We start from the raw sequence: 22,502 nt of genomic DNA, 5'->3' as shown, positions 1-22,502 counted from the left end.
CATTCACTCCCCGAATTTATTCAGCAGCAGCGTATAATCTTCAGCTGTATCGACGTCATAAAAAAGCAAAGGGTCTTGAAAGCTGATCATTTTTCCCGTCTTGATCATACTTTCACGGATCACATGCCGGGCGCCCTGGTCTCCCTTTAACTGATGCAATACCGGAAAACATTGATTGGAGAATAAAATGGGGGGCATAGGAAGATGATGATTTTCAGCGGCGATAAATGAATAACGGCGCTCCTTTTGATAGGAATCAATTAACGTATTGATAATATCTGCGGTGACAAACGGCTGATCTGCAAGGAGAATGATAACGGCGTCAGCCTCATACTCTGCCGCTTTTTGTAAACCGCATTGTATAGAATGGCCTTGGCCTTTACCCGCTTGCTCACATTCTGCCTGACTCCACTTATTTGATATGGGATCTAAAAAGAAAAAATCCGAAAGCCAATGCAGTGAATCTCCCTTTCTCGTAATAACAAAAATATGATCTACTTCAGATAACAAGGCATTTTTAAGAGCCATACTTCCGAGGGAGACGCCATTGAGAAATAAACTTCGCTTATCCGTTCCCATGCGTCTGCTTGTACCGGCTGCCAGGTAAATGGCTGCTGTTTTCATAAGCGAGACCTTTGCTTTCGCATTTTTTTAATCATCTCGCCGACAATACTTACAGCAATCTCCTCAGGGCCTTGTGCCCCGATGGGAAGTCCGACAGGGGAATGAATATCTGCCGGAATCTCAGCCCCGCCTAATAGCCGCTCCGTGCGCCTTCTGGGGCCTAATACGCCTTTATAAAACACATTCTCGTTTTTTAATGTATGTAAAATGATCTGATCTTTTTGAAAGCTGTGCGTCATAATGACAACAAAATCCCTTTTTGTCATGCTCAGCCCTTCCATGACTTCTTCCGGTGCTCCCGTAATCAAACGGCCGGCTTCAGGAAAATGCCCGTGATGACATAAAGCGGGACGCCAGTCAATCACCGTCACATGAAAACCCGTACCGGCTGCCAACGAAACTAACGGCCTCGCATCTTCCCCTGCTCCGAAGACATATAAACAAGGTTTTGGCACCATCTGATGGATAAAAAATAAATCAGATGTATGTTCATCCCTTTTGATTCCCTTTTCTATCTGTCTCAGTTTTTGAATACGGCTTTGTTCCATAACATCCCCGGTTCCAAACACGCTGCCGTCTTCAGCTATATACAGATCTTCCTTCGGCTCTAACGTTTTAGTGAATCGTTTCATTCGGGTCACAGACTTTTTTTCATCTAAGCATGTCTTGACTGTCATCAGATTTCGTTCCAATTCCCCTTTTACAGGCTCAAGTAAAACCGTCAAAACACCATTACAGCCAATGCCCTGTCCCCAGGACAAATCGTCCTCCGCGCTCATATCAAAGCGGACAATCAACGGCTCTCCTGCAGCCCAGACCTGTTCTGATCGTTCAACGAGATCTTCTTCCAGACAACCGGCGGATAACATTCCGACTCTTGTTTTATCCCCTAAAATCAGCATGGAAGCCCCTTCTTTCTTATAAGCGGACCCCTCTGTTTTAATGATGGTAGCCAGTACCTTAGCTTTCTTAGTATTGGCGATGACATCCAAAATCCGGTGTATATCATCCATCCCATGTCCCCCGCTTTTACCTGATCATATCTGCATCTTTATATCCGTATTCTTTATTTCCGGAAAACATTACAAACGCTTCAGCAATTTCTTCGTTTCTAAAAAAAAAGAGTCTTTATAGACCTTATGACCGGGCGGCAGGTGCGACAGCATGTCGGAACGGAGAGATTCCAATAACATGACCTGTTCCTTCTGTTTCCAATTGTCTGTTTCACCATGCTGTATGCCTTTAAAACCCGCAAAGTATTCACTTAACACTTGTAAATCATTCCCCAGCTCCCTTTTGTCACTTGAAGATAAAGCTCCTTCTTTTTCCCATTCTTTTAACGTTTTCACTATATTTGATAGATACTCAAATCCGGCGCTCAACTTTTGCATCTCTATTTGATAGCTTGAAATGATGTTTTTATGTTTTTTTCTGACGGGGTTGAATTTTAAGCTGTCAGAGGCTGTTTGCAGCATCTCTTTTGCCGTATGCAGCTCCTGCAGAAGATGGTTCATTTTATATTCCATAAGGTTCCCTTTTCCTTGTCCCCACTCTGATTGCACCCATTTGGAAAGGTCTGAAAGTGTGCCGGAAAGCTGACGAGCCAATGTTTGAAAAGAGTCCGCTGCCTTTTTTGTGTAGTCCGGCGGAAAAAGGAACATGTGAACCAGAATGGCGATGATGACGCCGATCACCGTATCGATGATTCGGTCGAATGCATAATCTTTAGAGTTCCGTTCAAACGTAAAGACCAACAAAATGGTGAGCGCTACCTGATGTAAAACCGTTACATCTATTCGTAACCACTTCGCAATGTAAGTACCGCCTAATAGGAACAGCCCCAGCATCCAGCCATTCATTGGCAAGTGACTGACAAGATAGGACGTTAGCATGATCCCAATCGCAGTTCCAGCAATACGATGAAAAGAAAAGCGAATCGACTGATCTATCGTTGGCTGCAAACATAAGATAACAGATAGAGGCGCTAAATAGGGATGATCAGAGCCCGCCAGTTTTGCCGCTTCCCAAGAAACCGCAGAGGCAATCGCCATCTTCCAAACCAAAGATGTTTTGTTTTGACTTTTTTTACTTTTCTTCATCATACGCCCCCTCCTTTCAGAAACCTTTTACACTAGGTTTCCGTGACGCAAAGGGATTTATACTGATATATGGAAAATGCGGAAGAAGCTGTTGTTCAAAGGGGGATTCTTGAATGACAGCTTCTTTTTGGGGTTGGGGAAACATTGGGAAACGATGCATTATTGAGGACTTTATGCAGTAAAAGGGCTTTAAGAAACATGGGGCGGCAGGTTTGGCAAGAAAAGAACTATATAGCCTTGGGTTTCCCACATGGGTAAAGTTGGATATACAAAAAATCTATTATCGTCATATTGAGTTACGCTAGGTTAACAAGGGCATCTTAAAATCATAGAGAGGTGCATTAAAATTATGAATTCATTTTGAAGTATTTTTTTCTAACAAGATTCTTCTTATATTACAAAGGTTTAAGAAGAAATACCAAAATTGCACTAATCTTAAACAAAGTTACTGGAGTCATTTTTATAGGTATGGCAATTAAACTCCTTACTAAATTACTACTTAAATTAAACTAATGCCCCTCTTTAAAAATTCAAGTTAAGTGTGGTTACTGATAAAAGAAGCCTCATCAAAGCAACCTCTGATGAGCTTTTTTTATCAGTATTAACTTTAAGCAATGAAGAAACCCTCATTTACTTATAGTCCGGTTCTACGTGATGTTTTTAAACGAGGTTAACAGTATTAAGTTGAGTTCGTATTTTTAGCTAGTTTCCCGAAAGTCGAATTACAGCTAACAAATGCCTGAAAATGAAACTTGCATTCGCCACGAATCTCTCTTTATAAAATTTACCACGAGACCCTTGAAGGTATCAAAGAGATATACCTTTAGGAAAAAACCAAGTATGCTAATCAATAAGATTTTTTCACCGATGATTGAAGATTTTTTACAAACTAAAATAGTTTGATATGGGATTTTATAGAAAGAAATTGAACCATTTTGAACCAAGATGAATGCTGGTTGAATACCAAATTGTATTTGATTCAGAATATTATCCCACTACTCAGACACACATGATTTTTCTATCTTTAAAGAAGGCATTGAATCAATGATTTTTACTGTTTCAATAGATACTGAAATCAGTTTTAGTATCAATTCAAATACGTATTTCTCACCTTTATAATCATTTGGTTTTTGTTTTATTAAACTTTTAGGAAATTGTTTTTCTTGGTATTGATCAGCAATCCAAGCAACTGGAGATTTTCCATTCACTATATACTCAAAAGCCTCTTTAGGTACATCTTTTATTGTAAGATCTTGATTAACTATAATATCATTATTCTTTATTCTAATCCTACCTACTTTTTTATTACTAGAGTTTCCCCCTTGAATATTAGCTTCAAACAAAGGAGCTTCTTCATAATTCAGATGTAAATCAACCAATTTTTCACCAAATCTAATAAACTTCTCTTTTTCTTCCAAAATGGGTATTTTAGGCAAGGACTTTTTCAAGTCATTTTTAAAACGTTCTTTGAATTCTTTATGATTTAAGATTGCATAAACATAAAAAAATACCTCAATATCATTTTTAAAATCAAATTTTTCAACAATTTTTCCGTTAATATTTGAATCCATCTCAAACAGTTGGTCCAGATCATTTAAAGTGTATTTTAAAGGAAAACCTTGACCTTTTTCCATTAAGTCAAGATTTGGAACTACATTTGTAACAAATGCTGAAAAATCTCGTTTTGCTCCAACTCCTGTTAGATACAAAATCAACTCTCCATCCATATTTAAATCTTTATATTTCCCAGGATTTTCATTCATATCTTTGTCATAATAGAGCCATTTCTTCACAAACGGTCTATACATACTCAACGTAATATTTTTTTCGTCAAACTTTATCTTTTCTTTTTTCTCAAGCTTATTTTTTAATCCCCTACTCCACTTAACAAACGATTCATCTTGATTAATTTCATTTTTGGGATTTACTACTTTCTTCAATCTCGAAACTTCCGAATTATAATTTGTAATCATTTTTTTCACATTTTCAATCAATGTCTCACGATTAAAAGAATATACCCATTGGTCTCTAGAAGTATTTACTCCCAGTGCTTTATTTAGGAAAACTCCATCTTTTCCTTCAAAAATAGGTTCATACCTATCGAATTCTTCACTTTTTTGATTAATCCAATCGTTATTTGCATCAGGAATAATTTTAGTCCAAGTATCACTTAAACCTTTTACAGATGCAAAATCAGATATTATTGATAGCTTCTCTTTCCTTGATAAATAATCACCAATATCATGATAAAAAATTTCATGGTTATCCGTACCATCCTTTACCAAAATAAAAATAGCGATAGGCGTTCTACTTCCTGAACCAAAAATTTTCCCCCCTTCTTTTTTTGATTGTTCACCCTGCGTATATTGATCTCCCCTCAAATTAAAACAATAAATGGCGTTAAATTCTTCATACCATTTTTTTCTTATTCCGTCAGTATTCTTTCCATCAATAATTGTATTAGGTGAAACAAATGCAATCACTCCTCTAGAAGAGATTCTCTTACTTGCCCACATATACGCTCTGATATATGGATCATATAAACTTTTCAAACTTTTTGAATTGGTATATGCAGCATATTCTTCAGTAATAAGTGAATCTAATTTAAGGTATTTTACATTTTGATTGTTCTCATTTTCATTACTTTGACCGCCTGAGTATGGAGGATTTCCTAAAATGACGTTTATCGGAAGACCCATTTGGTGTTTCAGTCGCTGATCATTATTTCCAAAAAATTCATCATCCATGGTAGCTTCCTTTTCTGTCGAGCCAAATGTATCTGTCAAAACTATACCAGTAAATGGAGAGTATTCACTGCTACTACTTATTTCATTATAGGTAGTTTCAATATTGATAGCAGCAATGTAATAACTTAAAAGTACTATTTCATTTGCGTGAAGTTCTTGGCTATACTTTCTTGTAAAATCGGTTAAAGAAATATCTCCATTATCTAGTTGTTGCTTTAGTAATGACAAAATACGAACTAAAAAGGTTCCCGTACCAGTAAATGGGTCTAAAATGTGTACATCATTACTGGCTATAGATTTCGCAAAGTGTTTTTCCAAAATGTTATCAATGGACTTCACAATAAAATCTACAACTTCAATAGGCGTAAACACTATCCCTAATCTATCTGTAGTAGATCTAAAACCTGTGCGAAAAAACTTATCATATAGGGTGATAATAATTTTTTGTTTTGCCTCTGCATTATCTATGCCTTCTGCCCTTTTCTTTACGGAATCATAAAAAGGTTGTAATTCCTTTTGTTCTTTTTCAAATCCATATTTAGAAAGTTCATATACAATTTCCTCCATAGCTAAACTAACAGGATTATTGCGAACGAAACTATACTTCTCAAATAATGCCTCAAATATTGGTAATGTAATTAAGTGTTGTGCCAACATTTCAATTGCTTGATCGTTAGTTATTGAATCATTAATGTTGTGACGAAGGCTTGAAATAAACTTTTCAAATGAGCTATTTGCAAGTTTACTTTTTTCTAGAATAATTTTTATATAATCAATATGTCTTCGTGCTATTTTGGCGACATCTTCTGACCAATCTTCCAAATAGCGACGGTCACCAACCTTTTTAACTATCTTTCCATAAATAGCACCTTCAACAGCTTCCCAATCTAATTCTAATTCTGTCTGATAATAAGCTTTGTCATTAGAATAAGAGTCAGCATTTTTGAAGGTTGGATCGTCTGGTGCGCCACCAACACCTATCAAACTGATTTTATCAGGCTTTTCTTTATTCAATTCTAACTTATTGATTGTCGCCTCAAACCGCTCATCAACAGATCTCAAAGCATTTAATACCTGCCAGATCACATCATAAGTTTTATTGTTGTCGAGAATTGCTTCTGGCGTTTCTCCAGCTGGTATAACAATCGGAAGTATGATGTACCCATAATCTTTATCAGGAGACTTTCTGATGATTCGACCAACTGCCTGTACAATGTCAACTTGTGATTTGCGAGGAGATAAGAAAATAATCGCGTCCAAATTAGGGACATCAATACCTTCTGTCAAAAATCTTACATTTGAAAGTATACGCGCTGAATTATCAGGTATATCCTCACTTGCTAACCAATCGAGCGCCTCATTTTTTTGCAGTGCATTCATGCTTCCATCTACGTGCCGAACTTCCGCTTTAAAACCCTCTTCCGATTCTAGATAGTCATTAACTATATTCTCAAACTCATTGGCTATGCGTTGACTATCCTTTATAGTTCTAGAGAACGCTATGGCTCGTTGCATTGGATCTCCGCTGACTGCGTTTGAAAAGCTCTCCCTTTTCACCATACCATTCCAAATACCTATAATTCGACCGATATCATCTAGTCCCAAACCGTTCTCTGGATTTGAAAGTGATTTTTGCATATCCTTCTGAATTACAGACTCGTCCACAGCAAGTACCATTAATTTATAATCCGTCAATATATCTTGCGATATAGCATCTCCAAACCCCAATCGATAAAAGACGGATCCGTACCTAGATTCATCATCCATACTAGAGATAATGATAGAATTTTCTTCAGCTTTTTTCTTGGCTTCCATACCATATAATTTTGGCGTAGCAGTCTGGTAAAGGCGTTTAACCCCTTTAACATGACTATCACTGTGTACTTTAACAAAGCTACTGTCTTCTTCACCGAGTCCTTTTGCTCCAGTTGTTCTATGGGCTTCATCAGCGATAATCAAATCAAATTCAGGAAAACCATTTTTCTGAGCCTGTCCAACCACATCAATAGATTGATAAGTTCCAAAAACAACCAGCAAATCTGATTTAGTTTTCGATTTTAGCTCTTGGTAGTTGTAAAGTAATTTTTCGTAGGAAGTTGTTGCTGGAAAGCCAATATCACTTGGTCTTATAGGAATATTTGATCCATCATGATTAACACTCTCTTTACTTGCATTCCTATCACTAGTAACTGCCATTGATGACATAGTCATTTCTGTATCGCTATTCCATCCTCTCAAAGTTTGAGTTAACAGTTGGATACTTGGAACAAGATATAATACCACAAATTGTTCTTTACCTTCTTTTTTCGCCATAGCTTCAGCAACTTTTAAACTAGTGAATGTTTTCCCCGTCCCAGGTGCCATAATTAATTGTCCTCGCTCATTATTCTGATAATGAGCGAGGGCTTTTTCTCTGACATCACATTGATACTTTCTTAGTTTCTTTTTCTCTTTGGTCTTTACTTCATCGGGTTTATCAAAGTAGAATTGATCCCAATCAATCCTTGAGTTTCTCAAATCGGATAATCCAATACGAATAACATCATCGCGATTGTCTAGAGCTTTTTCTGCGTTTTTCCCCCAATTATCAGTTGAGGATACAATTATTCCTGAATCATAATAACTTTTTCCTAACTCTCCCAAAAAAGAGTCAATATTAGTTTTCTGAATGGCTTTCTCATAGAACTTGGCTTGCACGGCAACAACTTCACCTGTATATTTTTCTGCTACAAGATCCACTCCCAAATCTAACTTTGGTATATTCAACCGTTCGGGAACATCATTAAGCATCCAAACATTCGCAAACTCATTCCTAAATGTAGGCTCGTTCGTAAGATATGCTCGAACTAAATATTCAAAATATGTTCCACGTATTCTTTGGTTCTCCGAGTTAGCATTTATTTGCTGTACTAATTTATCAAAACTCATAATACCGCTCCTTTAAAACTTAATGATTCTATTATACTTAAAAAATACAAGTCTTTTCAGTGAATTAATGTAACTAGCATATATTTTTAAAGGTACTGAAAACTAAAACCGTTGATAATTCATACAATAATACAAAGTTCCATAACTAGTTTAAATTAATGAATTTGGAACATAAACCCCGAATGATATTAACTATACTCCCCTATGCCTTTCGAAGGGAAACATACAAACCGTGTTGGTTAATGTGATGAAATTGGGTGAATTTTTTATCATTTTATATGTTAAGGGTTTAAGAAGCAGAATGCCTTTGTTAGTATGGCAACCAAAGGAGGAGGATCAATTATGCATAACAGAATGAAGCTAACCGCAGTGAAACTGGCAGCCTTGGTATTTCTAGTAGGTGCCTTTGCCCTCCCGGTTTTACCCCATACTGCGGCTGCCGCAGCATCCCAAGCTACATACAAAGTTGAAAACCTCAACGACAGTGAACTGAAGATGACATTCAACCATGCAGATGTTCATATTGACGCTAAAGGCAATGCAACCCTAAAAGACAACATAACGGGCGAGGAGCAGGCTCTTCCGAAAAGCTCTACTGACAAAAATGGTGACCCCGTTACACTGAAATATGAAAAAATCAAAAATGGCGTTTTAGTCAAAGTCGTAAACAAAGACGCTGGAAAAACGAGCGGTTCAATCAGCACCCAATCAGTCGGGAAATGTATTTTAGGTACTGGCGGTGGTGCGGTAACTGGCGGCGGCACACTGGGTCTTGCAGGAGCTGCTGTAGGAACAGTCACAATACCCGGTATCGGAACAGTAGGAGCGGGTGCCGTCGGAGCAATTACCGGCGCTGTTGGCGGTGCAATGACGGGAGCTGCCGCATCTTGCTTTTAATCATGAAAAAAAGGGGCCCGCGCCCCTTTCTTTTACTAACTATGGAAGGTGGTCGACATGTACAAAATCATCATTCCTTCAATACTAGCCATCTTCATTCTCTGGATACTCTTACAGATTTCGCTGGAGATAAGTATCGTTAAGAATCCATTGAATTATTTTATTGTATTCATTGTCTTCTTTCTCTTTATAAAGATGGTGAAAGAGAAGCAACAATAGGTTGCTTTCATCAGATGTGGGAAATAAAATTATATCTTAATGAATCCTATAAGCAGAAACCAGGCTATTATTCTCTATTGTACCTTGAGAGCAGGTGGAGGAAGCTTAGGTTTTGAACATTATGTTTGATTGGAAGTTTAATTTTAGCGAGAAAAATAATCTATTTAATCTTAAACAGTAATACAGTAATGATCGGATTCACGATTAATTAAAAATGTATGTTTACCTTTATGAAGTTAAATAATACGTCAGTGCTTAATTAGACAAACACTGACGTATTATTTATGTTTTAAATTGGTTCAACATTAGAGTTTACTCTTGGTTAGTATTAAAAATGATATTGTCCATTTCATTTTAATTTGGTAGATGACTAGAATACTTTTCTCCGAACTTTTCTATATCACTATAAAAAGGGTATTTTAAGGACTTTAGGCCAGTTACATTCCACTAGAATACTAACGCTGATTACCTGTTATAGTCTTCAATAATCGAAATCGTTTTATTTGCCACTTCACTCCCAAGTGAGGCATACAATTTCTTATCGCCAATAACATAAAATTCTTCTTTAGCTCGTGTAGCTGCAACATTCATCATATTTGGATCAGAAACAGCCCATCTTGCTGCCCCACTGCTATTAGTGTCCGCTCCAAGAACAAAATAGACAATTTTTGCTTCTTTTCCTTGAAAAGTATGGACAGTTCCGATGTTTGTTTTTTTCCCATTTTCGCGTTTCGTAAAGTTAATTTCATCTAAAACTTGTGCAAGTTTATAAGCCACATTTCTAAATGGAGATATAACATAGATTTCTTCAGCTAAGTCTGGATTTTCCTGCAAACGCTTATTAATCAGACTTTTCAGTAAGTCAGCTTGTTCTTTAACAAATTTGTCATTTGCTTTTCCGGTTGAATCATACCATTGTGATTTTCCCTGTGACTCACCTTCTGATTTACCTTGTACCATCAACCCATCATACGAGATTTCATTTGAAATCGTAAACATAGGATAGTTTGAACGTCTGTGCACCCAAAGTGGTATGCCAATCCATTCATCCTCATTTTTTTGGAAACCATACTGACTTGCAGCATCCACAATCGTTTGAGTAGAAGCATCAGCAGAGACAAACTTTTCATCAACTTTATAATACCTTCCAATCAATGTCAGGACATTTGAATCTAACGTCAACACTGGTTTTATTTGTGATGGATCCCCAACCACCATAACCTTTTTACTTCTAAAAATTGCGCCAACACTTGCCTGCGGTAGTGCTTGGCCTGCCTCATCTATGAATAGGTTACTTATTGAATTTTCATTAAGGTTTTTAAACATTCTACCAAAACTAGCAAAAGTAGTACTGACAACAGGGATAGCAAAATTCAACCATTGCCATGATTCTGAAATTAACTGATGTCCATTCTCTTTTCCAATGTATTCGGACTGTTTATTCCAAATAATTCTTGCCGCTCTTAAATTCTTTCTGTTTTCATACAGGAATTGCTTTCTAACCTTTAAGGCTGAAATGAATAATTCTGATTGTAAAATACGAAAGCGCTTGGTAAACCATGGATTAGACTTTTGAAGTTCATCATATGATAGTGAGAAATCTAGTTCTTCTATTCCACTTTGAAATTTGAGTTTTTCTAATAACGCAATTTCTTGTTCCAATTTCTTCAAATCATTTTGTTGAGTAGTCATCCATTGTTCGAAATCAGCTTTTGTGTCCTGAATTTGTTGCCGAGTATATTCAATTTTAACGGAATTTACCTTTAGTTCATTTTCGAATTTCATGCGCTCATTCAACAATATAGTCTTTTGTTGAGAAAGATGATTTAAATGAGCATTCGTATTATTGAGATTTTTGAAATACTGCTCAACTTTTGATTTATTAAATATTTTCTGGAACCATAAAAAACTTGGCTTTTGTGAAGTAACTACATCATAATTCCGTTCAGCTTGAGCTTGTAAATCATTCAAATTTTTGATTTCAATGGAACAATCCGATAACTTTTTTTGGAGATTTACGCTTTCTTGTCTCAGCCTTTCAAGTTCACGCTGCGCTTCTTCCTCCTGTGAAATCAAATTTGCTCGTTTCTCTGTTACTTCTTGTTCAAAAGCAATGGTTTGCTCCTTATGCTTGGTTTTAAATTTTTGAAGAGAATACATTTTCTTGCTATATTCCTGAATTTTTTCTCTTTCAGTTTTTAATTCATCATAGAGACACGCGAATTCTTGATATACACTTACATCTGTATTCGCTTGATAATTTTCTTCTAAATCTTTTTCAATTACTTCAATGGTTAATAGTAACTTGTTAATGTTTGTTGACGCTCCGCCTTCCAACGAAAATGTACCCCAATTATCCTCATTTAAAAGCTCACTTTTTATCTTGCGATTCTTTCCGAAACCTTCACCAGTTAATTTAGAATTAGAAACATCTTTAAAATAATTTGCTTCCTCTAGTTGCTTTTGAAAATCGTCAGCAATCTTTTCTTTCTTTGGTAACTCCTTAACAATATTTTGGACTGCCCCATTGTTTGAACTTGCTACAATAATATTCTTATCTGAAATGGAATCCGGTAAAACACCAAGTTTGGCACTCTGCCAATAAACTAGACTACCTTGAATATTTTTATCAGACAGCTGTAAAATTTCCGCTGCCTGTTGCACTACTAAATCAGCGAAAATATCTTTTAACAGTGTTGTTTTCCCTGTTCCTGGCGGTCCATTGACACTACGAATATCATTTTCATCATTTAAAGCAAGATTTACCGCAACCTGTTGCATGAATGAAAGCGCAAACTTAGGATTACTGGGGAAACGTCCCAACGGATAAAATTTAGGTTGCAAAATCATCTCGAAAACATGTGAATTAAAATGAGTTGATTCTTTTTTACCATCTAAATTTTTTCTGTATCCAGAAAAGCCATTAAAATATCTATCCAAATTTTTATTAGTGATTGTCTTTGCCTTGTTCAGATCTCCAATAAAAAACGAATGTAGATTCACATCTCCATTATCCAAGTTTTTCACAAATGCATAGCGGAAATTTTCTGTAGTAACATTATAATTTTGTAAGAGTTCAGAAAATGCGGTATTAAAATCCTCATCAAATTTTCTGTTCAAGTCTTCTCTAAATGAGTTTTCAACTTTTAAAATATCTTTCGGTAAATCGCCATGTCGGCGGATATAACCGCTCATCGTATAGAACAATTTGTCTGCTATGAAATTTAATTGGTTATCAAAATATAAAGAGAAGGTGAATTTGTCAGAGTTACTAACTTCTTCGCAGGTCTTGGCGATCTTATATTTCTCCCTCAATATGTCAACAATCTCTTGAAAATTGAATATATCAAAATATAATACTAAGCCCGACTTCTTAAAGAACTTATCTGATACATTTTGCTGTTCTTTTTGTTTAGTTAAAAAGTCTAAAAAAAACTTATTCCAGTCCTCCTCCACTGTATGTAAAGGCTTTAGAGCTTTATCTTTTTTATTAATAGAACCTTCTGATAGTTGCTCTATCGTAATCCAAGCATTTAAAATGTCTTTCCTTCCGTTCATACTATCCCCCGTCATCATCCATATATAGAAAACTTGAATTATATGTTGCATTTGTGTATTTCATTTTAAAAATGCAGAGTTTTTCATGGACAAAATTAGATTTACTAGAAGCTTTTCAACAAATGATAATGTTTGGATTTAATGAGGCTGATCTATTTCATTAACTTTATATCATTAATTTTACATTTTTTGATAATTTTCATCACTTTCTTTAACATAGTAGACATTATAATTTCTACCTAAACAAATATCCTTTTAGATTAGTTTGTAATCAAAAGGATATTTGTCTTATAAAACTTCGCTCACTTCTGTTAAAGTTTTCCGTGATGTATCTAAATGAGGTTATCTATCATCTTCTGCAACAAGTTCCTTTAATTGTCGATTTAGGTTAGTAAGAATATGTTGCTTAGAATAATGATACAATTGATGTATCATTTCTTGAGGAACATCTTTCTTTCTGATGTGCCATGATTCTGTGGCCGACCAACTATGTCCGTATAACATCCTAGATATACTTGAACTTACATAGTTTAGAACCCTATCTAACGATTGTGCAGTTAGCTGAAATAGCCTTGGTGACATTTTTCTGTAATCATAATTAACTACAATGTCTAAAATTATAGTTAAATATTTATCATACATTTTAAATGCTCCATTTTCAGAAGTTTTTTCCCAAACCTTACTTATACAAACTGTGAGGAACTGTATATATGGAGAAATCATATGGTGTTCAAATCTTGATAAAACATCAATTAATTTTAATCTGACCTCCCTATTGTCTATAAAGGATTGTACGAACTCTTCATTCCCTCCTTTTAACTTACCTATCAGCTTATTTAATTGAGCTAATTTATTATCATAATCTTCTTGTTTTGCAACAATAAAGACAATCAACTCATTTAAAAACTTTTCTAAGTCACTTATTTCAATGATTACATTTCCATTTTCATCTCTGTAGGCTTCCTCTTTTGGTGAGGATGTCCAAAGAGCTTGTATGATTTCATAAGGGTATTCGTTTTCTTCTGTGTAAATATTTTTAGACCAATCAACTGCTGACAAAACATTTACATCCCCTAACCCATAACCCAGAATTAAGGTAGTAGATTCTCTTATCGTCATTGCTAATTTAGCCTGCCTATATTCATTGGGTCTAAAAAGCGGTATATAATCTTCCTGAGTAATAATAATTGATTCAGAATCTAATCTAGTTCCATGTAGATGATAAATGGGAACAATACTTTTAGGAGCAGATAAATAATTCATCGGACTAAGACTCTTACTCTTCCCCGTAAGAATAGTTTCAAGAACTAAATCGTAGTTTGTGGTAACTATCCATGAAGGGCTTAAGATATCAAAGATTTCTCTAAACTCTAAGGTCCTTTCTTCACTCGGAAGCCAGTTAGATAAATTACAAATTTCTTTTTTAAATATACGTTTAGCTTCAACATAATCGATACTTCGCTTAATAGCTAACCTTTTACAAATCAAAGTTGCTAACTCAGGTAATGAAACACCAATTAATTCTTCATCGTTCGGAAATTCTATCTCAAATTCTCCACTTGCTTCTTTAATTAATTCAAACCAACCTAAAGCTGGTGGAAAATCATCACCAATAGCAGCCTTAGAAAACCCCGCTCCAATGAACATCCCTAAATTTCCATAGTTAAATGCATTAAATAGTTTCTCAAAAACTATCTCTCTTGGTATAACTTCACTCACTTTAAAAAGCCTCCATATAAAAATTTTTTATAAAAAGGGTGTGTGATGAAATACAGTATCTCCGTTTTTATTATCAATTTTATTGGCAATATTCAAAGCATATTTATAAGATTCAGGATGTATAATTTCTGAATTTACTATAATTTCTAGAAACTCTTCAAAATCAAAAATATCCTCCTCATGACCAAACACATAATAACAAGGTAGGCAATCCAATTCTTCGTTATACAAGAAGTATATTAATCCAGTGATATAACCATCAATATAAGCCACATCATGATAAACACCTTTATTATATTTTTGTTGTTTTATATTTTCATAGTTATTTATTATTATCCTTACTTGTTGAGGGTTTGAATAATCACCTGTCTTCCTCATTGCTAAAATTCTTTCAAACGAGTGAATAAGACCATCTTGATAACATAAGGTTAAAATTACTTGAGGATTTTCTTTTATGTTAAATGAAGATGAAATTCTAGTATGTTCCTCTTGGACCAACTCTAAAACATCATATATATCTTCAAAGTTTTCATCAGGTACTATTAAATTCAAATGTATTAAATGTTCTTTTAATACCTTTATGAAAAATGTTGCATCTGTTATAACAGGTGTAATATTTATATTGCTAAATTTTTCTTCAGCTTTTTTATCTAAGGTAACTATATATGCATGTGGAAGAAAATCCTTCATTTCTTCTATTAAAGAGTAATGGATCTTATTAAAATCCTCGTCTCCAAATGAATAACCTATAAAAACAACACATTTTGTAGCAAGCATAGTCTTTAACGAGCTTCCAATAATTCCACTATTTAAAGATTGATAGCATTTATCATAATCTTCCTTAGTCGCTATAACTGTCCCATAGTTATTTATTGAACCATGGATTTTCAAAACCTTTCTTCCTGGATTATTCCAAAATGCAAAATCTTGAACTGTAACAATAGGTACAGCTCCACATTTTCTTTCAAACAAGTCGTCCCAATTCGTAGTAATTATTTCTGTAATTTGATGTATTGTTGAAAGCTCATTATGGAATTTCGAAGCTCTTCTTTCTAGTTCTGGGAAAGAACCTACATAATCAAGTCTATCTTTAATTTTTCTTAGGAGCTTTGCACGTCCATTTGGTTGCTTACAAAATTGACTCATTAATTCAGAAAATGACAAATTTGCACCTTTGTCTAAATTTAATAAATCTTTTATTTCCTCATATAGTGTATAGTTATACACACTTCTGGATTCAGTACTTACTCCTGCTCCTGCAAAAATTACTAGATTTCGATTTTGAACTGCTTCAATAATATCTCTGGGAAGAATAAATTCATGATTATTTTTACAAACTTCACACTCACAGTTTTTACTTTCTAAAGATTGTGCCATTGATATACTTCAACTCCCCTCATATTATTTCATTACATTTATGGGTATGTATGTTTTTTATCATAACTCCACTTTCCATTAATACCTATAATAAAAAAGGAATCTTTTAAAAATCCCACTCACTTATGATAAGGCTCCCCACGGTTAATCCGAAACGCCCGATAAATCTGCTCCACTAAAATCAGCCGCATGAGCTGATGAGGAAATGTCATTTTTGAGAATGACAGTTTGTCGTCTGCCCGTTTCATGACGGCGTCACTTAGTCCTAGTGAGCCGCCGATGACGAAGGTGATTTTGCTTTTTCCATAAGTCGCCAGCTTATCTATTGTATCGGCCAGTTCTTCGGATGTTTTCATTTTTCCTTCGATGGCGAGGGCGATGACGTGGGTGTCCGGGCTGATTTTGGCCAGGATGCGTTCGCCTTCTTTGTCTTTGACGATTTTCATGTCTTGGTCGCTCAGGTTTTCCGGAGCTTTTTCGTCCGGGAGTTCGATGATGTCGATTTTTGCGTAGGCTGAGAGTCGTTTTTTGTATTCTTCAATGCCTTGCTTGAGGTATTTTTCTTTTAATTTTCCGATGGTCACAATATTGATATTCACAGGTCATCCCCACTTTAGAAACAAGTTATTCATATATATTGTCCACAATTGTGGATATCTTTTCTGTATTTTGTGTAGGATCATTCGTTCCCTACTAGATATGTTGCAGTGTCCCCACATAATTCACAGACTGTGGATAAACTGTTAGTATGTTCGATTTTTCTGATTTCGGGCGGAAGCTCATGATCATCTATGTACATGTCCAGCACGGTTTCGATATGTTCTTCACAAGAATAATAAGCGGTTTTCATTGTTACATCCTCCGATTTTCTTTTGCACGCGGCAATTGTTCTCTTTTCAATATAACCTATTTATACACATGTTAGTAGTGCTTCGGGCTGAGTTTTATCCACAATTCGGCAAATCACGCGCAAAAAGAGCCGGTGTTTTCAGCATCCGGCTCTTTACGTGTTTTCTCTTTTTTCTAAGCGAAGTACGAACAGAATTCTTAATAGACACGCCAGCAGTGTAGAGCATACATCTATCCAGTCCAGCTTTCCGTCATTTAAAAACGCGGCAAGCTTTTTCTTCATCGGCTCCCTCCTAAATTCCTCTATCTCTATGTTCGGTCGGCTTTTTTCTTGCTATATAGCCTTATCATGAGGGTCACAACGATATATACAATCATAATCAATGCCCCGTTACTCACATCAGGGTATCCAATCAACATATTCATTATGACAAAAACAATGGTTATACAAATGACGGACAACAATAAGAAGATACTGAATGATTTCAAATGAACACCTTCTTTCCCGCAGTAACGTTTCATTATAAAAAGCTTACCAAAAGCGGCAAGCTCTTCCGAAATGTTCATACTCTTCAAAACCCGCCCATCACCTGAACATCGTACAGCTTGAGATGGCTTTTCGGCGTGACGATGTTTTTTAAGTTTGGGATGGTTCGGTCGTTCAGTTTTTTGCCCGTTTTCAGGTCGAAAGATTCGATTTTGGCGGGCTTTTTGTAGCTGTATGTGAACAGATACAGCTTTCCGTTTTGATGCGTCAGGTCTTTGAAGTCGGCTTTCATTCGGGATGCGGGGAGGGCGAAGGCTTTTTTGCTTTTTCCGGTCTTAGGGTTGATGCGGTAGACGGTTCCGAAGCCGTCAACGAAATAGAAGCTGCGCCGCTCCATGAAAAAGCTTTTTTTGAAGCTGAACGGCATGGAGTCATAGATCGTCTGTTCGTCATTTTTATAAGCGGCGATGTCATACGTTTTGATGGCGCCGCTGTTTTTCATGACTTTCACCATTTGATAGATGTGATCTGCTTTTTCCCCTCTGGTGACAAAGCAGACGGCGCTGTCGTCCGCTGCGAGCTGGGATTCGACAGACGTGCCTTCTTTGTACGTCCATGTCGCGATTGATTTTGTATGGAGCTTTTCTTTATCGGCCTGAATGTCTTGGACGTGATAGCCTTTTTCGTCATCTGTCGGCGTGAGTGCGAAAAGATGATCTTTAAAAAAGCCTGAAGCGCGGATATAGTGCGGGATGACGTCTTGCTTCCAACTGCCGTCAATCTGGCGGTACAGCTCTGAGCGATAGCTGCCGCCGCTCTTGTCGTAGCCCGAATTATACAGCGTGTAAAAGCCTTTCGCCCGCTCGATATATCCCGCGCTGTCTCCCGTATGCTGGTACGCTCTTTTATACGTGTGAAGACCGCCCTGAACGGTGTAGATTCCTTTTTTGTCTTCCAGCAGCACGCTGCCGTCATGCACTTTGGCCGATCCGAGCTCAAGCCCCTTCATGTGATAAGAAGAGAGCCGCCCTTTTTCATCGGCGAAGAGGGCGTAGCTTTTTCCGCCGCCGAACGTGTCTTGGTCAGCCGCAGTGGAGAAATACAGCAGCGCCTCTTTATCTTTCAGAAAATCAGGGTCATTTAATGTGTCTCTCGCAACCTCCGCAGGATCTTCCGTGCGGAAATAGAAGAAGCATAAGACCGCTGCGGCGGCGATGATCACTAAGGGTATCCAGATGATTTTTTTCACGTTGTACTCCTTAGTGAATGGTCAGAATCGTGGCCGTGTAGGACGAACTTGTGATGTCGCGCGGGTATACGCCTAAGCCGCCGTTAGAGTCGATATCAATCCCGGCTTTTAAGAGGAATGCCGACCACAGCAGTTTTGAGCAGTTTTTGGCGCCTTCATGGCCCGTATTTCTGTTATTGACGAAGTTGAAGGAGTACTCATCACCGACTCTTGATACAGCCCAGTCAGCGGCGGCTTGTTTTTGGGCATCAGTGACTTTCACGGTCTGAACGATTGAATTGTCTTCGACTTCTCTGCCGTTATAAGCAATCTGGCGGACGCCGTCTCCCGGCACGGATTCGACAATTTTATCAGCGGATGAATACATGCCGACATGCCCGTGGTTGTAATAAGCCGTGTATGAGTTCGTGTAATAAATATTGCCTTTTGTGCTTTTCGGAAGTTTTTTGGTTCCTGACGATCCGCCCATCGCAGAGATCCCTTCTTTGGAAGCGATTACATTTCCTTGCACCTTGTCTGCCGTGATTTCTTGATGAAACTGCTTGAGAATTGCTTCTGTTGAAACGTGCTTCTGTTTGGCAAGCTCTTTGGCGGATTGGAGAACGTCTTGGGGAGTCGTGCCCTGCTGAAGCTCTGCGATTTCTTTTGCGTAGCGGGCTGTTTCTGTTTCTTTCGCTTTTACATTCATACCGGAGAACGACAGAACCATGGTGAATGACAGGGCAAACGGGAGGACGGCTTTGAACAGCTTTTTACACATCATGACTTCGCCTCTTTTCTTTGAGTATAATTTTTCCACATTTGTATTATATGACGGAATTGCGATAAAAAAATATACAATTTACAGATTTTTAAAAATTTTATAACAATATGTAAATATTATGCATAAAACATTTTCAAATATAAGGAAATCCGGTTATCATACAAGAAAGGGGGAGGGCATATGAAGGACAGAACGATCGGTTCGATGCGGGTTTCCGCAATGGGGTTAGGGTGCATGGGCATGTCGGAATACTATGGCAGCCAGAGTGAGGAAGAGTCGATATCCACACTGCATCATGCCGTTCATCTCGGCGTGAATTTGTTTGATACGGCTGATCAATATGGATTGGGTGCGAATGAAGAACTTGTCGGCAGAGCGCTCGCCCCATTCAGAAAGGAGCTGTGCCTCGCGACGAAATTCGGTTATGTCCGTAGCGAAAAGGGTGAGTTTATCGAAATCAACGGACGGCCCGATTATGTGAAAAAAGCGTGTGACGCCAGTCTGAAACGTCTCGGGACAGATTATATCGACCTTTATTATCTGCACCGGGTTGATCCGCGGGTGCCGATTGAAGAAACTGTCGGCGCCATGAAAGAGCTGATAGACGAAGGAAAGGTGAGGTACATCGGATTGTCAGAGGCTTCCGCAGAAACGATCAGGCGCGCCGTCCGTATTCATCCGATTGCCGCGCTTCAATCGGAATATTCTTTATGGAGCAGGGAAGCGGAGGAGCATGTGCTGCCCGCCTGCCGTGAGCTCGGCATCTCATTTGTGCCTTACAGTCCGCTCGGCAGAGGTTTTCTTTCCGGAAAGATGACGTCGGCCGATCAGCTGGATGCCGATGATTACAGAAGAAGAACGCCGAGATTCCAGGGAGACAATTTGGCGGTGAATATAGGGCTCGTCCAAAAACTTACCGCCATTGCCCGGGAAATGAATATCACTGCTCCTCAGCTTGCGCTCGCATGGGTTCTCGCAAACGGCGATGACCTCATTCCGATTCCGGGTACAAAAAAGAAACACTACTTGGAAGAGAACCTCGCCGCTCTCGACATTGTGCTTCCCGAGGATGTGAAGGCGCAGTTGGATGAGATGTTTCCGATCGGCACGGCGGCCGGCGAGCGTTATCCGGAACACATGATGACATTGTTAGATGAATAACAAAAGAGGCCCATCGTGCGGGCCTCTTTTCATGACAGCTTTTTGCTCATGATGACATCCGTCTCCAGAAATCCCGTCTTCTCATACAGCTTCCGAGCCGTTTCGTTATGAGCGAACACATGGAGAGAAATCTTGCGGACACCCAGGTCTTTGGCTTTGTCCTCCAGCCTTGCAAGCGCCTCTTTTGCATAGCCTTTGCCGCGGAAAGGCGGGTGAAGGCCGAAATCATAAATAAATGCGTCCTGCTGCGGGTGGTCCGGATCGGCGTGCAGCCACAGCCAGCCGGCATTTTCCTTTCCGTCCAATGTCAGCGTCCATAAATAGTGATCGGCCGTCTCCAAGCCGTCAGGAAGCAGGTCTTCAAATGCCAGCTCCGCTAACTCCGGCGCTTCGTCAGGCAGCCACGTTCCCGCTTTTACCTTTTCTTCAGCGTAATGCTTGGTTGAATGGGCGAGATAGGACTGAAATTCTTGTCCTGTCATCGGCTGCAGCGTGATAGCCATTGAATCACTCCTTACAAAACACGGACTGAAAGCGGTATCATGCAGTATTATCCGAAGGCTCCGTTTTCCGCCGGTTTTATGATTTGTTCGGCTTGTGCCGTTGAACCAGTTTGCGCAAATAATCCAATCGAAATGAGACTTGCCAAGGCTGCTGAGAGTACAATGAATTTACATGTTTTCATTACGAATCCCCTCCGTCAATCTCAAAATTTGGTCATTGGCATCAATTGATTCCTGAAAATACTTCGCCGCCAGTTTGTAATTCTCCTGTTTTTTAAAATGCGCCGCGGCTTGATACGACAAATCGGAAACGTCACTCCACAGCTCTTTCCTTCTTAACTCGGCGAAAGCTGATTCAAGCGATTCTTCACTCTGGTCAATAAAGACATGCTGTAAGATGCGCAGCTTTTGGGTGTATACGGGCTCGTTTTTTTCTTCAGCGGCATTCAGCGCTTTATGCAGCCAAAACCGGCCCTCATCCATCTGTTCCTGTTTCAATAACACTCTGGCCAGCATGTACAGACTCCGCACCGAATATGCTGATTGCAAATGCTCCTTTTGATCGATAGCCGTTTCAAACTCGACCCGCGCCTCCTCAAGCTTTTCCTGTCTTTCATAGCAAATGCCTGCGTTAAAGTGGGCGAGCGCCTCAATATGCGGATCGCCCGCTTTGGCGGCTTGATGAACCGCCGTCTGCAGGAGCTCTTCGGCTTTCTGGTAGTGAAACAAGTCCATTCTGTTACAGCCGATCACCATTAAACACTGTGCTTCTCTGACCGCGTACATTTCATTGGCTTTGTAGATCTCCAACGCTTTTTCCGCGTGGTTCATTGCAAAGTAGTTTTGGCGGATTTCATAGTAGGCAATCGCCACTTGATAATTAAACTCGGCTCTTTCAATCTCATTCGGTATGTGCCGGAGCCTGCTTTCAGCAATCCGGTAAAAATTTATTGCGTTCATAAACCGTTTACGGTAAAACTCGTGCATTCCGGAAAAGAAATAATAATAGTATTGAATCATCTGGTCTGTTTTTTCTTTATCGGCGTTCAGCTGGATCGTTTTTAAAATGCCGTCTGTTTTCTCATACTCTTCCATCAAAAGCTTATAGCGGGAATCAATTAAATTAAAATAAAGGAGCACCGTTTGATTTTGTGTCATATTTTGCAGATCCGTAAGCAGTTGTTCTCTTAACGCCTCAGCCGATTCGGTGTTGTGCTTTTTGATTTCCTCATACCAGTCACTGATTTTTTTCGCAACTGTTTCGTGGGCCATCACCTCAGCCATCTGTCAGGACACCTCCCTTTCCCATTTTGTGTAATAAA

The 22,502-nt window shown here is 38.2% G+C and carries 18 protein-coding genes; 3 read left to right on the top strand and 15 right to left on the bottom strand.

Annotated elements, in window-relative coordinates; translation table 11 throughout:
* Positions 1-3: 3 nt before the first annotated feature.
* The 4 genes from RUW00_RS08725 to RUW00_RS08710 all read right to left on the bottom strand — a co-directional run bounded on the left by RUW00_RS08725 (position 4) and on the right by RUW00_RS08710 (position 8,398).
* A complete protein-coding gene (locus RUW00_RS08725) occupies positions 4-624 on the bottom strand; it encodes an NTP transferase domain-containing protein (protein WP_280144772.1) in 621 nt (206 codons plus the stop codon).
* A complete protein-coding gene (locus RUW00_RS08720) occupies positions 621-1,637 on the bottom strand; it encodes an XdhC family protein (protein ID WP_268540397.1) in 1,017 nt (338 codons plus the stop codon). Before RUW00_RS08720 ends, RUW00_RS08725 begins: the two co-directional genes overlap by 4 nt.
* A gap of 69 nt (positions 1,638-1,706) precedes the next feature.
* A complete protein-coding gene (locus RUW00_RS08715) occupies positions 1,707-2,723 on the bottom strand; it encodes an FUSC family protein (RefSeq protein ID WP_280145422.1) in 1,017 nt (338 codons plus the stop codon).
* 995 nt (positions 2,724-3,718) lie between these two features.
* Positions 3,719-8,398, bottom strand: coding sequence for a type ISP restriction/modification enzyme (locus RUW00_RS08710; RefSeq protein WP_095271269.1), 4,680 nt, complete (start codon positions 8,396-8,398; stop codon positions 3,719-3,721).
* Positions 8,399-8,740: 342 nt separating this feature from the next.
* On the opposite strand from RUW00_RS08710, the gene RUW00_RS08705 reads away from it, so the two are divergent.
* Positions 8,741-9,295, top strand: a complete 555-nt coding sequence (locus RUW00_RS08705; RefSeq protein WP_095271273.1) for a Pathogenicity island protein — start codon at positions 8,741-8,743, stop codon at positions 9,293-9,295.
* Positions 9,296-9,352: 57 nt separating this feature from the next.
* Complete coding sequence (locus tag RUW00_RS08700; RefSeq protein WP_004393168.1) at positions 9,353-9,514, top strand: hypothetical protein; 162 nt, start codon at positions 9,353-9,355, stop codon at positions 9,512-9,514.
* Between the two features lie 465 nt (positions 9,515-9,979).
* On the opposite strand, the gene RUW00_RS08695 is transcribed toward RUW00_RS08700, so the two are convergent.
* The 8 genes from RUW00_RS08695 to RUW00_RS08660 form a co-directional block, all read right to left on the bottom strand.
* Complete coding sequence (locus RUW00_RS08695) at positions 9,980-13,072, bottom strand: AAA domain-containing protein (RefSeq protein ID WP_176464745.1); 3,093 nt, start codon at positions 13,070-13,072, stop codon at positions 9,980-9,982.
* Between the two features lie 342 nt (positions 13,073-13,414).
* A complete protein-coding gene (locus RUW00_RS08690; RefSeq protein ID WP_045555133.1) occupies positions 13,415-14,791 on the bottom strand; it encodes an SIR2 family NAD-dependent protein deacylase in 1,377 nt (458 codons plus the stop codon).
* A gap of 27 nt (positions 14,792-14,818) precedes the next feature.
* Positions 14,819-16,168 carry an SIR2 family protein gene (locus tag RUW00_RS08685; RefSeq protein ID WP_032875458.1) on the bottom strand — a complete coding sequence of 450 codons (1,350 nt, stop codon included), beginning with the start codon at positions 16,166-16,168 and terminating at the stop codon, positions 14,819-14,821.
* Between the two features lie 119 nt (positions 16,169-16,287).
* Entirely contained in the window at positions 16,288-16,767 is a 480-nt protein-coding gene (rlmH, locus tag RUW00_RS08680; protein WP_013354196.1) for a 23S rRNA (pseudouridine(1915)-N(3))-methyltransferase RlmH, read from the bottom strand.
* A gap of 80 nt (positions 16,768-16,847) precedes the next feature.
* Complete coding sequence (locus tag RUW00_RS08675; protein ID WP_230014689.1) at positions 16,848-17,018, bottom strand: CxxH/CxxC protein; 171 nt, start codon at positions 17,016-17,018, stop codon at positions 16,848-16,850.
* 153 nt (positions 17,019-17,171) lie between these two features.
* Positions 17,172-17,300: a hypothetical protein gene (locus tag RUW00_RS08670; RefSeq protein WP_315956586.1), complete on the bottom strand. Its 129-nt coding sequence runs from the start codon at positions 17,298-17,300 to the stop codon at positions 17,172-17,174.
* Positions 17,301-17,589: 289 nt separating this feature from the next.
* Positions 17,590-18,753: a hypothetical protein gene (locus RUW00_RS08665; protein ID WP_315956585.1), complete on the bottom strand. Its 1,164-nt coding sequence runs from the start codon at positions 18,751-18,753 to the stop codon at positions 17,590-17,592.
* Positions 18,754-18,763: 10 nt separating this feature from the next.
* On the bottom strand, positions 18,764-19,513 hold the full coding sequence (locus RUW00_RS08660) for a YiiX/YebB-like N1pC/P60 family cysteine hydrolase (RefSeq protein ID WP_029973009.1): 750 nt from the start codon (positions 19,511-19,513) through the stop codon (positions 18,764-18,766).
* Positions 19,514-19,696: 183 nt separating this feature from the next.
* Here RUW00_RS08660 and RUW00_RS08655 point away from each other — a divergent pair, with 183 nt between their 5' ends.
* On the top strand, positions 19,697-20,677 hold the full coding sequence (locus RUW00_RS08655) for an aldo/keto reductase (RefSeq protein ID WP_315956584.1): 981 nt from the start codon (positions 19,697-19,699) through the stop codon (positions 20,675-20,677).
* 29 nt (positions 20,678-20,706) lie between these two features.
* Here RUW00_RS08655 and RUW00_RS08650 read toward each other — a convergent pair whose 3' ends face one another.
* Genes RUW00_RS08650 through RUW00_RS08640 form a run of 3 tightly spaced genes read right to left on the bottom strand, consistent with a single transcriptional unit; the run spans position 20,707 to position 22,464 of the window.
* Entirely contained in the window at positions 20,707-21,180 is a 474-nt protein-coding gene (locus RUW00_RS08650) for a GNAT family N-acetyltransferase (protein WP_022554029.1), read from the bottom strand.
* Positions 21,181-21,227: 47 nt separating this feature from the next.
* The gene (locus RUW00_RS08645; protein ID WP_007407881.1) at positions 21,228-21,362 is read right to left on the bottom strand and encodes a hypothetical protein; all 135 of its coding nucleotides are present in this window, start codon (positions 21,360-21,362) and stop codon (positions 21,228-21,230) included.
* Positions 21,349-22,464 (bottom strand): response regulator aspartate phosphatase, encoded by a 1,116-nt coding sequence (locus tag RUW00_RS08640; protein WP_315956583.1) that lies wholly within the window; start codon positions 22,462-22,464, stop codon positions 21,349-21,351. The genes RUW00_RS08645 and RUW00_RS08640 overlap by 14 nt, the downstream gene beginning before the upstream one ends.
* Between the last annotated feature and the right edge of the window lie 38 nt (positions 22,465-22,502).

The organism is Bacillus sp. IS1 (assembly GCF_032461585.1).
Lineage (GTDB): Bacteria > Bacillota > Bacilli > Bacillales > Bacillaceae > Bacillus > Bacillus velezensis.
The sequence above is the reverse complement of the archived record's forward strand: the minus strand, read 5'-3'. Positions and strand labels throughout refer to the sequence as shown.